Source organism: Campylobacter sp. 7477a (genome assembly GCF_014892335.1).
GTDB classification, from domain to species: domain Bacteria; phylum Campylobacterota; class Campylobacteria; order Campylobacterales; family Campylobacteraceae; genus Campylobacter_A; species Campylobacter_A californiensis.
Genome location: NZ_JADBJH010000005.1, coordinates 90,293 through 108,017, shown reverse-complemented (window position 1 = coordinate 108,017; position 17,725 = coordinate 90,293). Strand labels below are relative to the sequence as shown.

Here is a 17,725-nt window from a genome sequence, read left to right as displayed (position 1 = left end):
GTAAAATGAGAGAGTTTTTAAACGAAATTTTAGCCATGGCGATTATTTTTATATGTATCTGGTTTTATGCCAGAAAAAAGCAAAAAGAGCTAGAGCCAAACGCAAACATAAAAGAGAATTTACTTAAAGAATTTGCTCTTAAATTTGATGAGGTAAAACCTAGCGATATCAAAGAATTTAACGAGCTTTGTGAATATTTAGCAAGTAAAAATTTACTATATAAATTTAGCAAATCAACAACCAAAACCGAGTTTTTACAGGCTATAAAACCTAAGCTAAAAAATGAGCCAAAAACAGATGAGGGCAGCGTAGATGCCACATTTCTAACATCGTGTGCATTAAATTTAAACAGCGCTCTTGCTATGGGAATTTATGCACTTTGTGGCGATACGTATGTGTTGTTTTTAGAAGATGAAAATAGAATTTTAGGACTTGTAAATTTGGCTGATAAGCTAAATGAAAATATCATTTTGTGTGATAACGGCGTGAATGATTAAAGTAAAATTCACACATTTTTTGATAAAATCAGAAAATTTTCAAATAAGGTAGTATATGAACGCAGAAAAGCAAAAAGCCCTTGATCTGGCTTTAAAACAGATCACAAAGGACTTCGGCAAGGGCGCGATGATAAGGCTTGGCGACAAGCAAGTCGAGCCGATAGATAGCATCCCTACTGGCTCGATCGGACTTGATCTTGCTCTTGGTATAGGCGGTGTGCCAAAAGGTAGGATTATAGAGGTTTATGGTCCTGAAAGCTCTGGCAAAACAACACTTACGCTTCACATTATTGCCGAGTGTCAAAAGGCTGGCGGAATTTGTGCGTTTGTCGACGCCGAGCACGCACTTGATGTGAAATATGCTTCAAATTTAGGCGTTGATACGGATAATCTTTACGTCTCTCAGCCTGACTTTGGCGAGCAAGCACTTGATATGGTAGAGACATTAGCTAGAAGCGGTGCAGTCGATCTTATCGTAGTAGACAGTGTCGCTGCTCTTACTCCAAAAAGTGAGATAGAAGGCGATATGGGAGACCAACATGTTGGACTTCAAGCAAGACTTATGAGTCAAGCACTTCGTAAGCTCACGGGCGTTGTGCATAAAATGGGCACGACGATTATATTTATCAACCAAATTCGTATGAAGATAGGTGCGACTGGATATGGCACGCCTGAGACTACAACAGGCGGCAATGCCCTTAAATTTTATGCGTCTGTGCGTATAGATGTTCGCCGTATAGCCACTCTTAAACAAAACGAAGAGAGCATCGGTAACCGCGTTAAAGTCAAAGTTGTTAAAAATAAGGTAGCGCCTCCGTTTAGGGTCGCAGAATTTGACGTGATGTTTGGCGAGGGTATAAGCAAAGAGGGCGAGATAATCGACTATGGAGTAAAACTCGATGTTATCGATAAAAGCGGTGCATGGTTTAGCTATAAAGCTAGTAAGCTCGGACAGGGTAGAGAAAATTCAAAAGCTTATTTGAAAGAGCATAAAGATGTTGCGGATGAGATTATCGCGACGATAAAAGGCTCAATGGGCGTTGTTGGAATTTTAAGTAACGACAAAGACGACGATGATAAAAATAACGACAAATCAGGAGAAGAGTAATGGTTTATATTGAAGATGTTGTAGCTCATGAGGTTCTTGATAGTAGGGGTAACCCGACCGTTCGCGCAGTTGTAACTTTAAGCGACGGCACATCGGCAAGTGCTATCGTGCCAAGTGGTGCAAGCACCGGTAAGCGCGAGGCTCTTGAGCTACGTGATAAAGATGCTAGATATGCAGGCAAAGGTGTTTTAAAAGCTGTTGCAAACGTAAATGAGCGCATAGCAGAAGCCATTATTGGACTTGATGCGTATAACCAAAAAGCCGTTGATGATGAGATGCTTGAGTTAGACGGCACAAATAACTACTCAAATTTAGGTGCAAATGCCGTTCTTGGTGTTTCGATGGCTGTTGCTAGAGCTGCGGCAAATAGCCTTAAAATTCCTCTATATCGCTATTTGGGTGGGGCAAATGCTAGCATTTTACCTGTTCCGATGTTTAATATTATAAACGGTGGAGCGCATGCAAACAATAGTGTAGACTTTCAAGAATTTATGATAATGCCTTTTGGATTTGATAATTTTAGTGATGCATTAAGAGCAGCAACAGAAATTTATCATAAACTAAAAGAGATTTTAAACAAAGCAGGACATAGTACTGCCGTTGGTGATGAGGGTGGTTTTGCTCCAAATTTAAAAGACAATGAAGAGCCGCTAAAGCTTATTATGGAGGCGATAAAATTAGCAGGATATGAGGCCGGTTCCCAGATTAAACTAGCTCTTGACGTAGCAGCTAGTGAGCTTTATAAGGATGGCAAATACGAGCTTGAGGGCAAAAAATTCAGCTCAGAAGAGCTTATAGAGCGCTACGCGCAACTTTGCGATAAGTATCCGATATTTTCTATAGAGGATGGACTTAGTGAAGATGACTGGGATGGTTGGAAGAGCTTAACACAGCGTCTTGGTGATAAGGTTCAGCTAGTAGGCGACGATCTTTTTGTTACAAATGAGAAAATTTTACGTGAAGGTATTGAAAAAGGCATTGGTAATGCTATTTTGATTAAACCAAACCAAATCGGCTCTGTTAGTCAAACTATGCAAACAGTTCGCCTTGCTCAAAGAAACGGCTATCGCTGCGTTATGAGTCACAGAAGCGGCGAGAGCGAAGATGCTTTTATAGCAGACTTTGCAGTTGCTTTAAATACGGGCGAGATAAAAACCGGAGCTACAAGCAGAAGCGAAAGAAATGCCAAATACAACCGTCTGCTTGAGATAGAGCTTGAGGCCGGTGAGTTTTTAGGGGATAGTATTTGAGTGAAATTTTAGAAGAGTATGATAAAAAATCAAAAAGATCATACTTTTTTAAATCATTTTTCAGACATACTGTCGTTATAGTATGCGTAATTGTGTTTGCGATCTATATCGGCAATATGATGTTTGGCAAGCGTTCTTTGGATGTTATGCTCAGTCTACAGAGCAAAAAAGAACGCCTTGCCGAAGATGTGGAAATTTTAAAAAAACGTAACGCAAAACTTCAAAAAGAGTATTTCGAGCTGAAAGAACTTGAGCCCGATACCGGTAAAAAGTAGCTAAAATGAAAAAAATTTGTATTATATTTTGTTTGATGGCAAGCGTGCTTTATGCTAGAGAAAACCCATTTACGCCTATTGGTGAACTAAATGCAAGCGTAATGACGACAAATTTAAAAGAGGAATTTGACGAATTTGATACGCAAGATATTAAATTTCCAAGCGACGCTAGGTTGTTGTTGGGCGTTACCGTTAGATATCGCGCAGGAGATGGCAGTATAAAAGAAAAGGTGCTAAGCGATATAAATAAAACTATCAGTTGGCAAGAAGAGTATGCTATCTTAAAGTTAAAAAATCCAGAGCCTTTAACTACACAAAAGCTTGATGTTTCAGTAACCATGCCAAATCCTACAGCTAAAACAATAATACAAACTATAAGTCACGATAAAAATGATACAAATACAACTACGCAAAGCAAAAGCGTTAAATCTACAAGGCAAGAGCAGGCTATAACGACTTTACCTGTCGTAACGACTATAAATTTAGATACCAACAAGAGCAAAGTAGGTTTGTCTGTAAAAGCTAAAACACAACCAAAAAGCAAACAAGTCACAACCAATAAACCAAAAATTCAGCCAAAAAAGCAGCCAAGCTCGCTGAAATTTGCGGATATGTTTGAGATAGATAGCTCTAAAAATATCCTAAAAATCATAACAAAAGACAAAAATATAAAATATTTTAGTCATGAAAATAGCAAGATAGTTCTTGACTTTGATAATCCTCCAAAAAGTTTTAGAACAAAATATATAAAAGTAAATTCTGCGGTATTTAAAAACATAACCGTGGGCTGGCATGACGACTTCTACCGAGTCGTTGTAGAGCTTGATAAAAAACAAACATATAGTATCGGCAAAGTTATGCAAGGCTATGAGCTTAGAGTTAAATGATAATAAATTTAGCTAATAGCGTCAAATATGCTTTGACTTGAAGTTCTTCATTATATAAATTTCTGCGTGCAAATTTGATCAAATAATTTAAACTATAAAAGACGGCAAAGCTTTTAGCCAAACCGTCTTAATTTTATTTAGCTTGTGCTAACATGAAAAGCCTAACAGCTTGGTTGCTCGTTAGCTTTAAATTTTGTGATGCTATGTCTTTTCTCATTGCTTCTTCAAGGCTTATAGGCTCGCCCAGTATCCCAAAGAAAGCATCTATGCCGTTGCTGTTGCACTCTTTTGCACACGGAGATACACTACCTGCAAAAGCGATAACGGGCTTGTTGTATTTTTTGGCTAACTTTGCTACGCCTGTAGGGGTTTTGCCCATTGAGCTTTGAAAGTCCATTTTACCTTCGCCTGTTATGATCAGGTCGGCTTTTTTGATCTCTTCTTCAAGGCCTATCTCTTCTGTGATGATGTGTATGCCTGATTTTAGAGTGGCACTTAAAAAGCTCACAAAACCAAATCCAAGACCGCCGGCAGCCCCGGCGCCCTCTAGCGCGCTAAAGTCATATCCAAATTCTTTTGAGACGACATTTGCGAAATTTATTAATCCCTCATCTAGCTTTTTGACTGTTTTGCCATCGGCTCCTTTTTGTGGACCATAAACATAGGCTGCACCGTTTTTACCATATAGTGGGTTATCAACATCACAAGCTATTAGAAATTCACACTCTTTTAGTGTAGGCATGGCATTTTTTGTTGAAATTTTAGAGATCTTTATAAGATCCTCGCCAACACCTTTTAATAAATTTCCACTCTCGTCATAAAATTCAAAGCCAAGTGCACTTAGCATACCGGTGCCGGCATCGTTGGTTGCGCTACCGCCGATACCGATTATAAATTTACGCGCACCTTTATTTATAGCATCTTTTATCATAGTGCCAAAACCATAAGTGCTTGTTTTTAAAGGATCTCGTTGCTCTTTTTGGATCAGCGTTAGACCTGAAGTGCTAGCCATCTCCATTATTGCCAGATCATTTGCTATAGCGTATCTGGCTAAAATTTGTATGCCGAGTGGATTTTGAGCCATGATGTCGATGTATCTTCCCCCAAGAGCATCGCAAAGCGCTTCTACGCTACCCTCACCACCGTCTGCAACAGGCTTTACTACAACTTCACAAAGATCTTTTATGCCTTCTTTGACCGCTAGGCCCGCTTCAAGCGAACTTAGCGATCCTTTAAAAGAGTCAATCGCGACTAATACCTTCATAGTAGAACCAATGACAAGATATAAACGCTAGCAATGCCAACGATACCCATGATAAATGTCATCATGGTTTGTGTTCGGTAACCTTGTTGAGGTGTCATTTTGCTAAAGTTAGTAACGACCCAGAAGTAGCTGTCATTAGCATGTGATACGCACATTGCACCCGCAGCGATCGCCATGACGCATAGGGCAGCAGCTATCTCGCTAGTTAGCCCAAGAGCCATCATTAGTGAGTTGTCGGCATTAAATGCACCCATGATAGAAGCTGTAGTGATAATGGCTACAGTTGAGCTTCCTTGTGCTGTTTTTAGTATAGCTGAGATCAAGAATGGGAAGAAAATTCCCGCTGCGCTAATGACTGCTGCATTTTCTTTTATATAGTCAACAAAGCCGGCAGATGTTATAACTTGGCCTAAAACACCACCCGCGGCTGTGATAAATAGTATCGGGCCTACTATTTTTAGCGTTTCATTTGTCATGTCGTTAAATGCAGGTAGTTTGTTTGTATCAGCAAGTAGCAATATACCAAAAACAACGCCGATAGCAAGAGCCATGATAGGATTACCTAGGAAAGCAAGCAGGTTGCCAAATGCTCCGCTTATGCCTAAAATTTTAGCGATAGAGCCAAGAGCCATGAATAAAATCGGCATGAAAATAGGTGCAACACTTAAAAATCCACCAGGAAGTTTGCCGTATTGTTTGATTAGATCTTCGTAGCTTTGAGATATGATAGCATTTGCTTCCTCGTCGCTTATGCTAACTTCATCGCCTATGCGTCTAGCAAACATATAAACACCGATCAAAACAGGTATAGAAACAACTACACCCATGCCGATAACAAGCAATAAATTCCCTCCAAGTCCTAGTGCTCCTGCAGCCGCGATAGGTCCAGGAGTAGGCGGTATAAACACGTGAGCTGCATAAAGACCGCCACTAAGCGCTACAGCCATGCCTACCGGATTTGCCGAGATTTTTTTGCGAAGTGCTTCACGGATAGGGTTTAATACAACAAAACCACTATCGCAAAACACAGGTATGCCTACTACCCAGCCCATGATAAGCATAGCAAGCTCAGGGCGTTTTTGACCAACGCAGTCTACGACCATGTCGGCTAACTTTAGCGCTGCACCGGTCTTTTCGAGGATAGTTCCGATAAGTGCACCAAAGATAATAACGATACCGATACTTTTAAATATACCGCTAAAGCCGTTACCGATAATGCCTGGGATTTTAGCAAGATCAATTCCTGCAACGATAGCAAGGATAAGAGATATACTCATCAATGCCAAAAACGGATGAACCTTTAGCTTTGAGATCATCCATATCATTATGACTATGGCGATTACAAAACTAATAATCAAAGAAATACCGCTCATAAAAAGCTCCTTAGATTAAAGTTTTTTAGGGATATATTAACAAATTTTCCTTATAAAATCTTAAAAAATAATACTAATTACTAAAAATCTAAATTTTTAACGAAAACAGCGAAATTTGCCTATCTAAGTAGGGTAAAACCGACTGCTATCTTATTTGTGTGTTTATTATAATCAATTAAGCTTTCGCCATATCCTGTAAAAAACTGAACATAACCGTAAATCCCAGTAGAAAATATAGGAAAAAGCCAGTCAAACTGGGCTGCACCGCGATTTGTTTTGTCAAAGTGCAGGTTGTTTCTTATCATTGTGTTTAATATGTGATCCTTAAATGCAAAAGAGAAATTTACGTCGCCAACTCCGATGTAGTTTTCTATGTTTTTATTATCATTGGTGTCGCCTACGATACTCCAAATTCTAGGTGTCACGCTAAGTGTTCCAAGGTCAAATCTAGCCTGCGCATAAAGCCTGTTCCAGCTCCTTGAATTCTCTTTGTCTTTGCCGTTTGATTCATGCAAAAGTCCGGCTCTTATATTGGAGATATTTAGCATTTTTAGGCTATTTTGAGTGTCGAAGTCTATGTAAATTTCAGGCTTATAGTTGCTTTCTCTAAAAGGCGCAGAGTCGCTTGAGGTTTGCCACCAAGATGTTTGAGTGTAGGCAATTCCTAATGTTTCGTTTAGCTTAAACGCATTTGTCATAAGCGGCTTTTGAACGCTAAATTGAAATTTAGTTTCAAATCTACTCTTGCCGTTTGTAGGTTTGTTTTGCGAGTATGAAACAGGTAAAAGATAGTTTAGGTGATAAAGTCGTAAACCAAGGATATTTTGTATCTCGTCATCTTTTGGCTCTTGCGAGTTTTGCAAGATAAGTTTTTCTAAATTTTGTTCGGGTTTAACTATGGCAACTGTTGTGTTTGTATCATTGTTGTTTAAAATTTGGTTTTGCTGATTAAGCGAATTTTGGGCGATTTGTTTGTAGAGCCTCATAGCATTTACCGTATCGCCGATATTTTCAAATTCTTGAGCTTTTTTAAAAAGTTCACTCGTTTCATTGGCCTGGAGTAAAATTTGAAAGCAAAATACAAAAACGAGAAATTTTTTCATATCTGCTTCATTTTGAGGGCGATTTGGTATTGAGATGGGTCGTTTACGTTAAAAAATTGCTCGGCATTGTCAAATTTAACCTTTTTGACGTTATAAAAATTTTGCAAAAGCCCGATTTTATGTTCGCCGTTTTGATAAAGCTCAAGCGCTTTTTTGCTGATATTTGAGTTAAAAAAGCCACAAAGCGAATGGCTAAATTCCTCATCTTGTGCTATGGTGATATCAAATTTATCGCTGTATTCGTAAAGTTTTGTTACGCATTCTTTGCTTACAAATGGCATGTCGGCGGGGATTATAAAAATTTTTTCATCTTTAAAATTTGCTAGCACGCTAGCAAGAGCTAGCATAGGCGAATAGTCTTGCGAAATATCTTTTAGTAACGGAAGAGGCGGTATAAATTTATCAAATTTGGAGCTTATAAAAACATTAGTAAAAATTTTACTAAATTTATTGAATTGAAAATGCGTAAGTGTGTTAAACTCTTCAAAGGGCAAAAGTGTCTTGTCTTGCCCCATGCGAGAGCTTTTTCCTCCGGCTAAGATAACGCAGGTTTTCAAATTTTATCCTTTGTGTTTTTGGGGATAAAAGAGGTTTAAATTTCTTTTAATCCCCTAAAATGCTTTTAAATTTATAGATCTCTTGGATCAGCTATCTTTCCAGCTATCGCGCTTGCCGCCGCTACTGCAGAGCTTGCAAGGTAAATTTCACTCGTTCTATCACCCATTCTGCCGACAAAGTTTCTATTTGTTGTGCTTACACATCTTTCGCCCTTGCCTAAAATTCCCATATATCCGCCAAGACATGCGCCACATGTAGGGTTGCTTACGACTGCTCCGGCTTCGATGAAAATTTCTATCAGACCCTCTTTTTCAGCCTCTCTTGCTATCTTTTGCGTTGCAGGAGTGATGATAAGGCGTGTTTTTTTGGATACACGTTTTCCTTTTAGAATTTCAGCGGCGATCCTAAGGTCGCTTAAGCGTCCATTGGTGCAAGAGCCGATAAATACTTGATCTATCGCGATATCGTCTTTTACGGCCTCTCTTACGCTTTTGCCGTTGCTTGGTAAGAATGGATAAGCGACAACAGGATCAAGCTTGCTAACATCTATCTCTAAAATGCTTTCATATTTTGCGCCTTCATCTGAGTAGTGGATTACAGGTTTTGAGCGTAAATTCTTACCTTTTAAAAATTCTTTTGTTATGTCGTCATACGCTACGATACCGCTTTTACCGCCGGCTTCTATCGCCATGTTACAAAGACTAAAGCGTCCGTCCATGTCAAGTGAGCTTATCGCCTCTCCCGTAAATTCAAGCGCTTTATATAGTGCCCCGTCCACACCTATACGGCGAATAACCTCAAGTATCAAGTCTTTTCCGTATATGTGCTCGCCAAATTTTCCGTTAAAGACTACTTTTATGGTTTGAGGCACTTTAAACCAGTTTTTGCCTGTTATCATTGCATAAGCAAGGTCGGTAGAGCCCATGCCTGTCGCAAACGCTCCAAGAGCGCCGTGCGTACAGGTATGACTGTCTGCACCGATGATGACATCACCTGGGATAACAAGTCCTTTTTCAGGAAGCAAGGCGTGCTCTATGCCCATATCTTTTTCATCAAAGTAGTTTTTAAGATCGTGTTTGTATGCAAAGTCGCGTGAAATTTTGGCTTGATTTGCGCTTAAGATATCTTTTGCCGGGATGTAGTGGTCCATTACGATGGCAAAACCGTCGGGATTAGCTAGCTTTTGTGCTCCGCTTCTTTCAAATTGTTTAATTGAAATCGGCGTTGTTATATCGTTGCCGATAACCATATCTATAGGGCTTTGCACTATCTGACCCGCGCTTACCTCTTCGCCTGTGTGAGCGGAAAAAATCTTTTCTGTTATAGTCTGCTTCATCTTTTGCCTTTTGGATTGAAATTTGTCTGATTTTAACAAAAAATATATAAAATCTTTATTTTTAGTAAAAAATGTAAGCGAAAATGTATTTAAGTGAAGTAAATTTGTAAAAGGCTCAAAGTCGAGCCTTTAAGTTATTTTGCTACCGCCTCAACTTCGATATCTATCTTTATCTTATCTCCTAAGGTTACTGTTGATGTGTTGGGAGCAAAGTCAAAGTCGCTTCTTTTTATCTCGCCCTCAAGGCTAAAACCAACCTTTGCTTTACCGTCTTGGCCGACTGTTTTTCCGCCAAATTCATACTCAAGTATTACAGGTTTTGTTACGTTTTTTATGGTTAAATTTCCTTTTATATCATCGCCACTAATGCCTGTCATCTCAAATTTTATCTCAGGATATTTTTCTACTTCGAAAAAATCAGCCGAACGAAGGTGTTTATCGCGAGCGTCATTATCGGTAAAGATAGAGTCGGTTTTGATGGTTGCACTTAGACTTTTTAACTTTTCGCCGTCCATATCGGCAGTTGCTTTGAATGACTTAAAACTTCCCACGACGTTACTTATGCTAAGGTGCTTTATCTTAAAGCTTGTGCTTGAGTGAATGGGGTCTAGCTCGTAAACTGCGGCATTTGCAAAAGTCGCAAGAAGTGCGAGTGCTAGTGAAAATTTAAGTTTTTTCATTTTTTTCCTTGTGTTTAAATTTGATGTGATTATAGAGATTATTAACAAACATAACAATAATATTTTAATAATATTTTACGTTTTAGGGTCAAGTTTTTAGGCGAAATATTTAAAGCAAGTCGGGTTAGCACACGAAAAAATAAATAAATTTAAAGTATAATACCGCTTATGAAATACGCACACTTACAAACATTGGCAAAATACTTTTCTAAATTTAAAAAGATAAATGGCATTAAAAGAGTCGGCGATATGCTTTTGCTTATAAATTTTGACGGTAACGATATATTTTTCGACCTTGCAAAATCGGGCTCGGCGATATATCAAAACAGCGAATTTAAAGCGATAAAAACGTATAACGCTCCATTTGATAACGCGCTTAAAAAGCGTCTAAAAAGTTCAAAAATTTTAGAAATAAAATGTCTTGAAAATAATAGAATTTTACAAATTTCAACCTCGTTTGACGGTTTGTATAAAAGTATAAAAAGTGAGCTTTATCTCGAATTTACGGGACGCTTTACTAATGCGATCATCACGGATGAAAACGGCGTGATAATAGATGCACTTAGACATATCGAAAATAATTTTAGGCAGATAAAACCTGGCAGAGTGTTAAAACAGCTTGAGGCGATTGCTATAAAAGAAAAGCCGTGCGATGAGATTTTGGACTTTAACGAGTTTTTTAAAAGTGAATTTAATAGGCTTAATAGGCAAAATTTAGAAAATTTAAGAGCCGTTAAAATGGCTCAAGTTCAAAAGAAGTTGCAAGCATTGCAAGCTAGCTTAGAGGTGCTTGAGAGCGAAGAAAGTTTAAAATCTCAGAGCGAAGACCTTCGTAAAAAGGCAGGAGTTTTACTTGCAAATTTATCAAATTTAGATGAGTTTCAAAGAGAGTTTGAGCTTAGTGATTTTGGTGGTCAAAAGATAAATTTTACCCTTGAAGATACTCCTAAAGTCAGTGCAAATTTGTATTTTACAAAGGCTAAGCGTTTAACACAAAAGGCACATGGAGTTAAGCTTGAGAGAGAAAATTTAAACGAAAAGATAAAATTTTATCTTAGCTTAGAGGAGATGCTTGAAAATGCAAAAAGCCTTAATGAGCTTGAAATTTTGTATCCAAAACGTGCAAATATCCAAAAGACTCAAAAAAACGAGAGCGAAAATATACAAAATTTTTATATCAAAGAGTTTAAAATTTCAATAGGACGAAACGAAAAAGGCAATATCGAGCTGCTAAAAAATTCCAAAAAAGATGATATTTGGTTGCATTTAAAAGATATTCCTAGTGCCCATGTGATAATAAAAACAAACAAAACCAAACTAGATGAGGAAATTTTAAATTTTGCAGCTAAAATTTGTGTAAATTTCAGCGTTAGCGGAGCAGGGCGATATGAGGTTGATTACACAAAAAGGCAAAATGTCAAAATTTCAAACGGTGCAAATGTAAATTATATTGATTTTAGGACGATAGTAGTTGTAAAGTAAAGGAGTTAAAATGTCTGTAACGCCTCTGGGAAATGTAAATTTTATCAACCAAAATGCGCCGGTCGCATCATTTGTTAGTGCTAACCAGCAAGCTCGTTTTGATATGCAAAGTGCTTTAGCTTCTACCGTTTTAGACGATGACGCAAACGAAGTAGCCGAAGTTAGGCCGACAGAAGAGAGCTACAAGATCGACCCCGAACACGAACACGAAAGACAAAAGGGCGAAGAGCAAAATGCTCAAAGTGAGCCAGGCAAGCCTTTCGTAAAAGACGATGATGATGAAGAGGAGCAAAAACCTCTTGAGGGAGAGCCGGGACATCGTCTAAATATACAAATATAAGCAAAATTTAGATAAAATCAACATTTGAACTTGAAATTTAAAGGGGAGAAGATGGGTGCACGTATCGTTACCGGAGTTCTTATGATCGCCGTGCTTTTGGTTATGTTTTTTATCAACAATTATATTTTTAACTTTATTTTGCTAGGCGCCGTGCTTTATTTTGCGTTTAATGAGTCTTTAAAGCTTTATAATATCGAACACGACAAGCTTGTTTATGTTGCGCTTGTGTTTTATGTTTTGACATTTTTTACAAATCCAATCTTCATAGCCATACTTGCTATTATGCTGGTTGCTTCTGTTTTGGCTCACATTAAAAGCCCTGATCTTCGCATGGTGTTGCCGTTTATATATCCTGCAACTCCGATATTTATGATGTGGATGCTTTACTCTGAATACGGTATCGGCTTTTTGGTTTGGTTGATATTTGGTGTTGCAGCTAGTGATACCGCGGCGTATTTTGTCGGTAAAGCCATAGGTAAGAGGAAATTTTCTATCGCTTCGCCAAACAAAACTCTTGAAGGCGTTGCAGGCGGTATAGCCGCGGGAACGGCTGTTGGCATAGTTTGCGGAAGTTTTGTTATGGAAGGATTTTTGCAGATAATTTGCGCGAGTTTTCTTTTAAGCATATTTGGCGTATGGGGAGATTTGTTTGAGAGTTATCTAAAACGCTCTGCCGATGTCAAAGATAGCGGCAATATCTTTCCCGGACACGGCGGTATGTTAGACCGTGTTGACGGATACTTGTTTGGTGTTGTAGCTCTTCTTTGGACGCTTTCGTGGTAGTATTAGGCTCGACAGGTAGCATCGGAACAAATACACTCTTGCTTTGCAAGCGACATAATATCAATGTCGAAGCGATAAGTTGCGGTAAAAATGTCGAACTTTTAAATGAACAAATATCAAATTTCAGCCCTAAATTCGTTTGCGTTGGGGACGAGAAGCTAAGAGGCGAAGTAAAAGGCATATCAAAAGATAAAATTTTTATAGGGCAAGAGGGGTTGCTTGATATGCTTGAGGTCTCAAATAGTAAAAAAGTATTAAATTCTTTGGTTGGTTTTGCGGGACTTAGACCTAGTTTAAAAACACAAAAGCTAGGTAAAAAGCTAGCACTTGCCAACAAAGAAAGCTTGGTTGTAGGCGGTAAATTTTTAGATACGAGTAAAATTTTACCGATAGATAGCGAACACTTTGGGCTTAAATTTTTACTTGAAAATAAAACAAAGCCAAGCCGTCTAATAATCACCGCTAGCGGCGGAGCTTTTTATAAAACACCTCTTAAATCCTTAAAAACGGCAACGGCAAAAGACGCACTAAAACATCCCAACTGGAGCATGGGCGCAAAGATAACTATAGACAGCGCAACTATGGCAAACAAACTTTTTGAAGTTATGGAGGCGTATTGGCTTTACGGTATAAAACACATAGAAGCACTCATAGAGCCTACTTCGATGATCCACGCGCTTGTTGAATTTGTGGATGGTTCAACGAGTGCGCATATCTCGCGTGCTGACATGAAGCTAGCCATCTCTCATGCCGTACTTGAAAACGTAGATGAAACAATTATATCTCATGCAAATTTACTAGAGCTAAAAAGTATAAAATTTCACGACATAAGCTTAAAAAAATATCCGATCTTTTCCTTGAAAGAGCAGGTTTTAGATACACCTGATATCGGTGTTGTGATAAATGCCGCAAATGAAGTTGGAGTTTTTGCTTTTTTAAAGAATGAATGCGGATTTTTAGATATTTCACGCATAGTTTTGAAGGCTGCTAAGAAATTTAGGGATGCTAAAATTCTAAACGAAGATGAAATTTTTAAACTTGATAAAGAGGTTAGAGAGTTTGCAAAAAGGGAGTTAAATGCAAAAATATGAAGGTTATAAATTTGGCTTTAAAGAGAGTCTTGTAGGCGTTCAGTTTTTGTTCGTAGCTTTTGGTGCGCTTGTGCTTGTGCCACTACTTACAGGGCTTGACGCAAATGTTGCACTTTTTACCGCAGGTGCAGGTACGCTACTTTTTCAGCTCATCACGCGTAAAAATGTTCCGCCGATATTTTTAGCTAGTAGTTTTGCGTTTATCGCGCCTATTAGTTTTGGTGTAAAAGAGTGGGGGTTCGCCGCTACTATGGGCGGGCTTGTATTTGCCGGACTTTTTTATGTTGTTTTATCCTTTATTGTTAGGGTAAAAGGAGAGAGCTTTTTACATAAGATGTTACCGCCAGTTATCGTGGGACCTGTTATCATGACTATAGGTTTGATACTCTCTCCTGCTGCCGTAAATATGGCTATGGGTAAAAATGTCACCGCCTATACTCAAAATGAAGCTATGCTTGTAGCAGGCGTATCGCTTGTAGCTACGATCTTGGTTATGATGTTAGGTCGAGGAATGTTTCGTTTGATACCTATTTTGTGCGGTATATTAGTCGGCTATATTACGTCTTATTTTTTTGGTATGATAGACTTTGCTCCTATAATGGACGCTCCATGGTTTAAGACCCCGGCATTTACGGCTCCTGTTTTTGAGCTAGATCCGATACTTTATATGGTACCTATCGCGATTGCTCCTGCAATAGAGCATATAGGCGATATGCTTGCCATCTCAAATGTTACCAAAGAAAATTTCCTTAAAAACCCCGGTCTTAAAAATACACTTTTAGGTGATGGCGTCGCAACTTCATTTGCCGCTTGTTTTGGCGGACCTCCAAATACAACCTACTCTGAAGTAACGGGCGCGGTTAGTATCACAAAAGCTTACAACCCGGCCATCATGACCTGGACTGCGATAACAGCTATCGTGCTTGCTTTTGTCGGAAAGCTAGGCGCTGTGCTTTCTACTATACCGGCTCCCGTTATCGGCGGTATCATGTTGCTACTTTTTGGCATAATCGCAAGCGTGGGTATGGAGACCTTGGTAAAACATCACGTAGACCTTGCAAACCCTAGAAATATGATAATCGTTGCTTTGATATTTGTATTTGCTATAGGCGGCATGGTGCTTGACTTTGGTGTTGTTAGTTTTTCGGGTATAGGACTTGGTGCAATAGTCGGTATAGTCTTAAATTTACTGCTTCCTCGCGCTAAGCATTACGAGGGATATTAGGCTTGAAATTTTTGATTAAAATTTTACCGTTTTTTGCGGTTTTAGCCTTTGGTTCAAATTTAGAATACGCTCTTATTAAAAAAGGTATTCAAGACGATAATACCATGCTTGTCATAGGCGGTATCCAAGGAGATGAGCCGGGCGGATTTTTGGCTGCATCGATAGTGGCGACTGACTATAACATCACAAAGGGTAGTCTTTGGGTCGTGCCTAACTTAAATTTTCCAAGCATTATCCAGAGAAATCGCGGCACAAAAGGCGATATGAACCGTAAATTTGGGCATATAGACCAAGATGATCCTGACTTTAAAGCCGTAACTAATATCAAAAAAGTAATCGCTGATCAAAATGTTTCGCTTGTGCTAAATTTACATGATGGAAGCGGTTTTTATAGACCAAACTACATGAACGAAGATGAAAATCCGCGCAAATGGGGAAATACTTGCATAATAGACCAAGAACGTCTTGAAGGTGCGAAATATCCGGACTTAAACGCTATAGCAACTCGCGTTAAAGATAAGATAAATGAGAATATTTTAAACCAAAAACATACATATTTTATCAAAAACACGCAAACGGCAAAGGGTGACTTGGAGATGCTAAAAAGTCTTACCTACTACGCCGTTACACAAGATAAGTCCGCCTTTGCAAACGAAGCTAGTAAAAATTTAAACGCCGAGCAAAGAACGTATTATCACCTTTTGGCGATTGAAGAGTATATGCGTGTTGTAGGGATTGAGTTTACGCGTCCGTTTAAGCTAACCGTTCAGGATGTAAAAAAGGCCATAGAAAAGGAAATTCGCCTAAGTTTTTATGATGATGCTTTTGTGCTTAATATCCATAACCTAAAAGGAGCACTAAATTTCGTTCCTTTAAAAAAAGGCGAGATAAATTACTCCTCGTCCAACCCGCTAATCGCCGTTATAAAAGAGCAAAACGGTTATAAAGTCCAATACGGCAACCGCTTTGTCACGCGTTTAAATCCGCAGTATTTTGAACATATTGAGCCTTTAAAAGATATTAGTTTGATCGTGGACGGCAAAAATTTAAATGCCAAAAGCGGAGATAAGATAAGTGTAAAAAATAGTTTTAACATCGCAAAACAGAGCGAAATTCGCACAAATGTCATCGGTTATAACTCAAAAAATATCGATGAAGCTGGTGAAAATATCACAAAAAACCGCATGCTAAAAAGTTTTTCCATAGATAAAGAAGGTAATGTTTATCGTGTGGAATTTTATAAAAAACAAGAGGGCAAAGATAAATTTGCCGGTATGATATTGGTGGAATTTAGATGATTTTAGGCATAGAAAGTAGCTGTGATGATAGTTCGGTCGCACTTTTGGATATCAAAAATTTAGAACTTATCTATCACAAAAAAATTTCGCAAGAGATGGAACATAGTTTGTATGGCGGAGTTGTGCCAGAGCTTGCAGCTCGCCTTCATACAAAGGCTTTGCCTATGCTTTTAGAGGAGATAAAACCCAAATTTAAAGAGATAAAAGCTATCGCCGTGACAAACGAGCCCGGGCTTAGTGTTAGCCTAATAGGTGGTGTTAGCATGGCAAAGGCGCTAAGTATCGCACTTAAGGTGCCATTAATAGCTGTAAATCATCTAATAGGCCATATTTATTCGCTGTTTTTAAACGAGGAGGCGAAATTTCCACTTGGGGTTTTGCTGGTGAGTGGCGGACATACGATGGTTCTTGATATAGACGAGAGCGCTAAGATAAATTTGCTTTTAAGCACCGGTGATGATAGCTTTGGCGAGAGTTTTGACAAGGTTGCAAAGATGCTAGGGCTTGGCTATCCAGGCGGTGCGGTCGTGCAAGAGCTGGCTCTAAGATCACAAAACAAAGTGAGATTTAAATTTACCGTGCCATTGCTTCATGACAAAAGGCTTGAGTATAGCTTTTCGGGGTTAAAAAACCAAGTTAGAGTTGAAATTTCAAAGCTTGCAAATTTAAATGAAGATGATATGGCTGATATTTGCTATGCTTTTGAAAACACTGCATGCTTGCATATAATGGACAAACTTACAAAAGTGTTTGAGGCGCATAAATTTAAGAGATTTGGCATAGTGGGTGGAGCTAGCGCAAATTTAAATCTTCGCTCACGCATAGAAAAACTGTGTCAAAAACACGAGTGTGAGCTGCTTTTAGCGCCGCTTAAATTTTGTTCGGACAATGCCGCTATGATAGCTCGCGTCGGACGAGAAAAATACCTAAGAGGTGAATTTGTAAAACACAACGAACTGATGATAAAGCCTAGAAGCGAGATAGATAGGGCTTAAATTTCAAGGTTGAAAGTTGGCGAGAGGATGAGAGAATCGAACTCCCCGCAAGACGGTCAACCGCCCCGCCATCGGATTTGAAGTCCGTGAGCACCACCAGATTACTTTATCCTCCGCGTGAATAACTCATTATATCAAAATTTATATGAATTTTAGTGCTAATTTATTAAAATCGATAAA

18 protein-coding genes and 1 tRNA gene are annotated in these 17,725 nt (G+C 38.7%); 12 read left to right on the top strand and 7 right to left on the bottom strand.

The features are described 5' to 3' along the window. The first annotated feature begins 5 nt into the window (after positions 1–5). Genes CCAL5182_RS03550 through CCAL5182_RS03530 form a run of 5 tightly spaced genes read left to right on the top strand, consistent with a single transcriptional unit; the run spans position 6 to position 4,017 of the window. Positions 6–497 carry a hypothetical protein gene (locus CCAL5182_RS03550; RefSeq protein ID WP_169936929.1) on the top strand — a complete coding sequence of 164 codons (492 nt, stop codon included), beginning with the start codon at positions 6–8 and terminating at the stop codon, positions 495–497. 55 nt (positions 498–552) lie between these two features. Further along, positions 553–1,605, top strand: a complete 1,053-nt coding sequence (gene recA, locus CCAL5182_RS03545; protein ID WP_169936927.1) for a recombinase RecA — start codon at positions 553–555, stop codon at positions 1,603–1,605. Then, positions 1,605–2,855 carry a phosphopyruvate hydratase gene (gene eno, locus CCAL5182_RS03540; protein ID WP_336610272.1) on the top strand — a complete coding sequence of 417 codons (1,251 nt, stop codon included), beginning with the start codon at positions 1,605–1,607 and terminating at the stop codon, positions 2,853–2,855. Before recA ends, eno begins: the two co-directional genes overlap by 1 nt. Further along, a complete protein-coding gene (locus CCAL5182_RS03535) occupies positions 2,852–3,130 on the top strand; it encodes a septum formation initiator (RefSeq protein WP_336610271.1) in 279 nt (92 codons plus the stop codon). The genes eno and CCAL5182_RS03535 overlap by 4 nt, the downstream gene beginning before the upstream one ends. A gap of 5 nt (positions 3,131–3,135) precedes the next feature. After that, positions 3,136–4,017, top strand: coding sequence for an AMIN domain-containing protein (locus CCAL5182_RS03530; RefSeq protein WP_336610270.1), 882 nt, complete (start codon positions 3,136–3,138; stop codon positions 4,015–4,017). A 133-nt stretch (positions 4,018–4,150) separates the two neighbouring features. On the opposite strand, the gene CCAL5182_RS03525 is transcribed toward CCAL5182_RS03530, so the two are convergent. The 6 genes from CCAL5182_RS03525 to CCAL5182_RS03500 form a co-directional block, all read right to left on the bottom strand. Then, positions 4,151–5,281 carry a glycerate kinase family protein gene (locus tag CCAL5182_RS03525; protein ID WP_169936919.1) on the bottom strand — a complete coding sequence of 377 codons (1,131 nt, stop codon included), beginning with the start codon at positions 5,279–5,281 and terminating at the stop codon, positions 4,151–4,153. Further along, entirely contained in the window at positions 5,278–6,654 is a 1,377-nt protein-coding gene (locus CCAL5182_RS03520) for a GntP family permease (protein ID WP_336610269.1), read from the bottom strand. The genes CCAL5182_RS03525 and CCAL5182_RS03520 overlap by 4 nt, the downstream gene beginning before the upstream one ends. Positions 6,655–6,773: 119 nt before the next feature. Then, entirely contained in the window at positions 6,774–7,757 is a 984-nt protein-coding gene (locus tag CCAL5182_RS03515) for a phospholipase A (RefSeq protein ID WP_336610268.1), read from the bottom strand. Further along, positions 7,754–8,314: a molybdenum cofactor guanylyltransferase gene (mobA, locus tag CCAL5182_RS03510; RefSeq protein WP_336610267.1), complete on the bottom strand. Its 561-nt coding sequence runs from the start codon at positions 8,312–8,314 to the stop codon at positions 7,754–7,756. Before mobA ends, CCAL5182_RS03515 begins: the two co-directional genes overlap by 4 nt. A 71-nt stretch (positions 8,315–8,385) precedes the next feature. Continuing rightward, a complete protein-coding gene (gene leuC, locus CCAL5182_RS03505) occupies positions 8,386–9,651 on the bottom strand; it encodes a 3-isopropylmalate dehydratase large subunit (RefSeq protein WP_170015941.1) in 1,266 nt (421 codons plus the stop codon). A 134-nt stretch (positions 9,652–9,785) separates the two neighbouring features. Beyond that, positions 9,786–10,331, bottom strand: coding sequence for a YceI family protein (locus CCAL5182_RS03500; protein WP_169936909.1), 546 nt, complete (start codon positions 10,329–10,331; stop codon positions 9,786–9,788). Positions 10,332–10,499: 168 nt separating this feature from the next. Here CCAL5182_RS03500 and CCAL5182_RS03495 point away from each other — a divergent pair, with 168 nt between their 5' ends. From CCAL5182_RS03495 to tsaD, 7 genes are read left to right on the top strand one after another with little or no spacing between them, the layout of a single operon-like run. Further along, entirely contained in the window at positions 10,500–11,813 is a 1,314-nt protein-coding gene (locus CCAL5182_RS03495; protein WP_336610266.1) for an NFACT RNA binding domain-containing protein, read from the top strand. 10 nt (positions 11,814–11,823) lie between these two features. Next, a complete protein-coding gene (locus CCAL5182_RS03490) occupies positions 11,824–12,153 on the top strand; it encodes a hypothetical protein (protein WP_169936905.1) in 330 nt (109 codons plus the stop codon). A 51-nt stretch (positions 12,154–12,204) separates the two neighbouring features. After that, positions 12,205–12,936: a phosphatidate cytidylyltransferase gene (locus CCAL5182_RS03485; RefSeq protein WP_336610265.1), complete on the top strand. Its 732-nt coding sequence runs from the start codon at positions 12,205–12,207 to the stop codon at positions 12,934–12,936. Then, a complete protein-coding gene (gene dxr / locus CCAL5182_RS03480) occupies positions 12,930–14,027 on the top strand; it encodes a 1-deoxy-D-xylulose-5-phosphate reductoisomerase (protein WP_336610264.1) in 1,098 nt (365 codons plus the stop codon). Before CCAL5182_RS03485 ends, dxr begins: the two co-directional genes overlap by 7 nt. Further along, the gene (locus CCAL5182_RS03475) at positions 14,014–15,252 is read left to right on the top strand and encodes a uracil-xanthine permease family protein (protein ID WP_169972023.1); all 1,239 of its coding nucleotides are present in this window, start codon (positions 14,014–14,016) and stop codon (positions 15,250–15,252) included. Before dxr ends, CCAL5182_RS03475 begins: the two co-directional genes overlap by 14 nt. Before the next feature lie 2 nt (positions 15,253–15,254). Beyond that, positions 15,255–16,550, top strand: coding sequence for a M99 family carboxypeptidase catalytic domain-containing protein (locus CCAL5182_RS03470; RefSeq protein ID WP_336610263.1), 1,296 nt, complete (start codon positions 15,255–15,257; stop codon positions 16,548–16,550). Further along, a complete protein-coding gene (tsaD, locus tag CCAL5182_RS03465) occupies positions 16,547–17,545 on the top strand; it encodes a tRNA (adenosine(37)-N6)-threonylcarbamoyltransferase complex transferase subunit TsaD (RefSeq protein ID WP_169999910.1) in 999 nt (332 codons plus the stop codon). Before CCAL5182_RS03470 ends, tsaD begins: the two co-directional genes overlap by 4 nt. A gap of 17 nt (positions 17,546–17,562) precedes the next feature. Here tsaD and CCAL5182_RS03460 read toward each other — a convergent pair. Continuing rightward, positions 17,563–17,660: transfer RNA gene (locus CCAL5182_RS03460), tRNA-Sec, on the bottom strand. Positions 17,661–17,725: the final 65 nt, after the last annotated feature.

Bases quoted from the DNA above. Each gene is read 5' to 3' on its own strand.
- CCAL5182_RS03550 (WP_169936929.1), top strand. From the start codon at position 6: ATGAGAGAGTTTTTAAACGAAATTTTAGCCATGGCGATTATTTTTATA.
- recA (WP_169936927.1), top strand. From the start codon at position 553: ATGAACGCAGAAAAGCAAAAAGCCCTTGATCTGGCTTTAAAACAGATC.
- eno (WP_336610272.1), top strand. From the start codon at position 1,605: ATGGTTTATATTGAAGATGTTGTAGCTCATGAGGTTCTTGATAGTAGG.
- CCAL5182_RS03530 (WP_336610270.1), top strand. From the start codon at position 3,136: ATGAAAAAAATTTGTATTATATTTTGTTTGATGGCAAGCGTGCTTTAT.
- CCAL5182_RS03525 (WP_169936919.1), bottom strand. From the start codon at position 5,281: ATGAAGGTATTAGTCGCGATTGACTCTTTTAAAGGATCGCTAAGTTCG.
- CCAL5182_RS03520 (WP_336610269.1), bottom strand. From the start codon at position 6,654: ATGAGCGGTATTTCTTTGATTATTAGTTTTGTAATCGCCATAGTCATA.
- CCAL5182_RS03515 (WP_336610268.1), bottom strand. From the start codon at position 7,757: ATGAAAAAATTTCTCGTTTTTGTATTTTGCTTTCAAATTTTACTCCAG.
- leuC (WP_170015941.1), bottom strand. From the start codon at position 9,651: ATGAAGCAGACTATAACAGAAAAGATTTTTTCCGCTCACACAGGCGAA.
- CCAL5182_RS03500 (WP_169936909.1), bottom strand. From the start codon at position 10,331: ATGAAAAAACTTAAATTTTCACTAGCACTCGCACTTCTTGCGACTTTT.
- CCAL5182_RS03495 (WP_336610266.1), top strand. From the start codon at position 10,500: ATGAAATACGCACACTTACAAACATTGGCAAAATACTTTTCTAAATTT.
- CCAL5182_RS03490 (WP_169936905.1), top strand. From the start codon at position 11,824: ATGTCTGTAACGCCTCTGGGAAATGTAAATTTTATCAACCAAAATGCG.
- CCAL5182_RS03485 (WP_336610265.1), top strand. From the start codon at position 12,205: ATGGGTGCACGTATCGTTACCGGAGTTCTTATGATCGCCGTGCTTTTG.
- CCAL5182_RS03475 (WP_169972023.1), top strand. From the start codon at position 14,014: ATGCAAAAATATGAAGGTTATAAATTTGGCTTTAAAGAGAGTCTTGTA.
- tsaD (WP_169999910.1), top strand. From the start codon at position 16,547: ATGATTTTAGGCATAGAAAGTAGCTGTGATGATAGTTCGGTCGCACTT.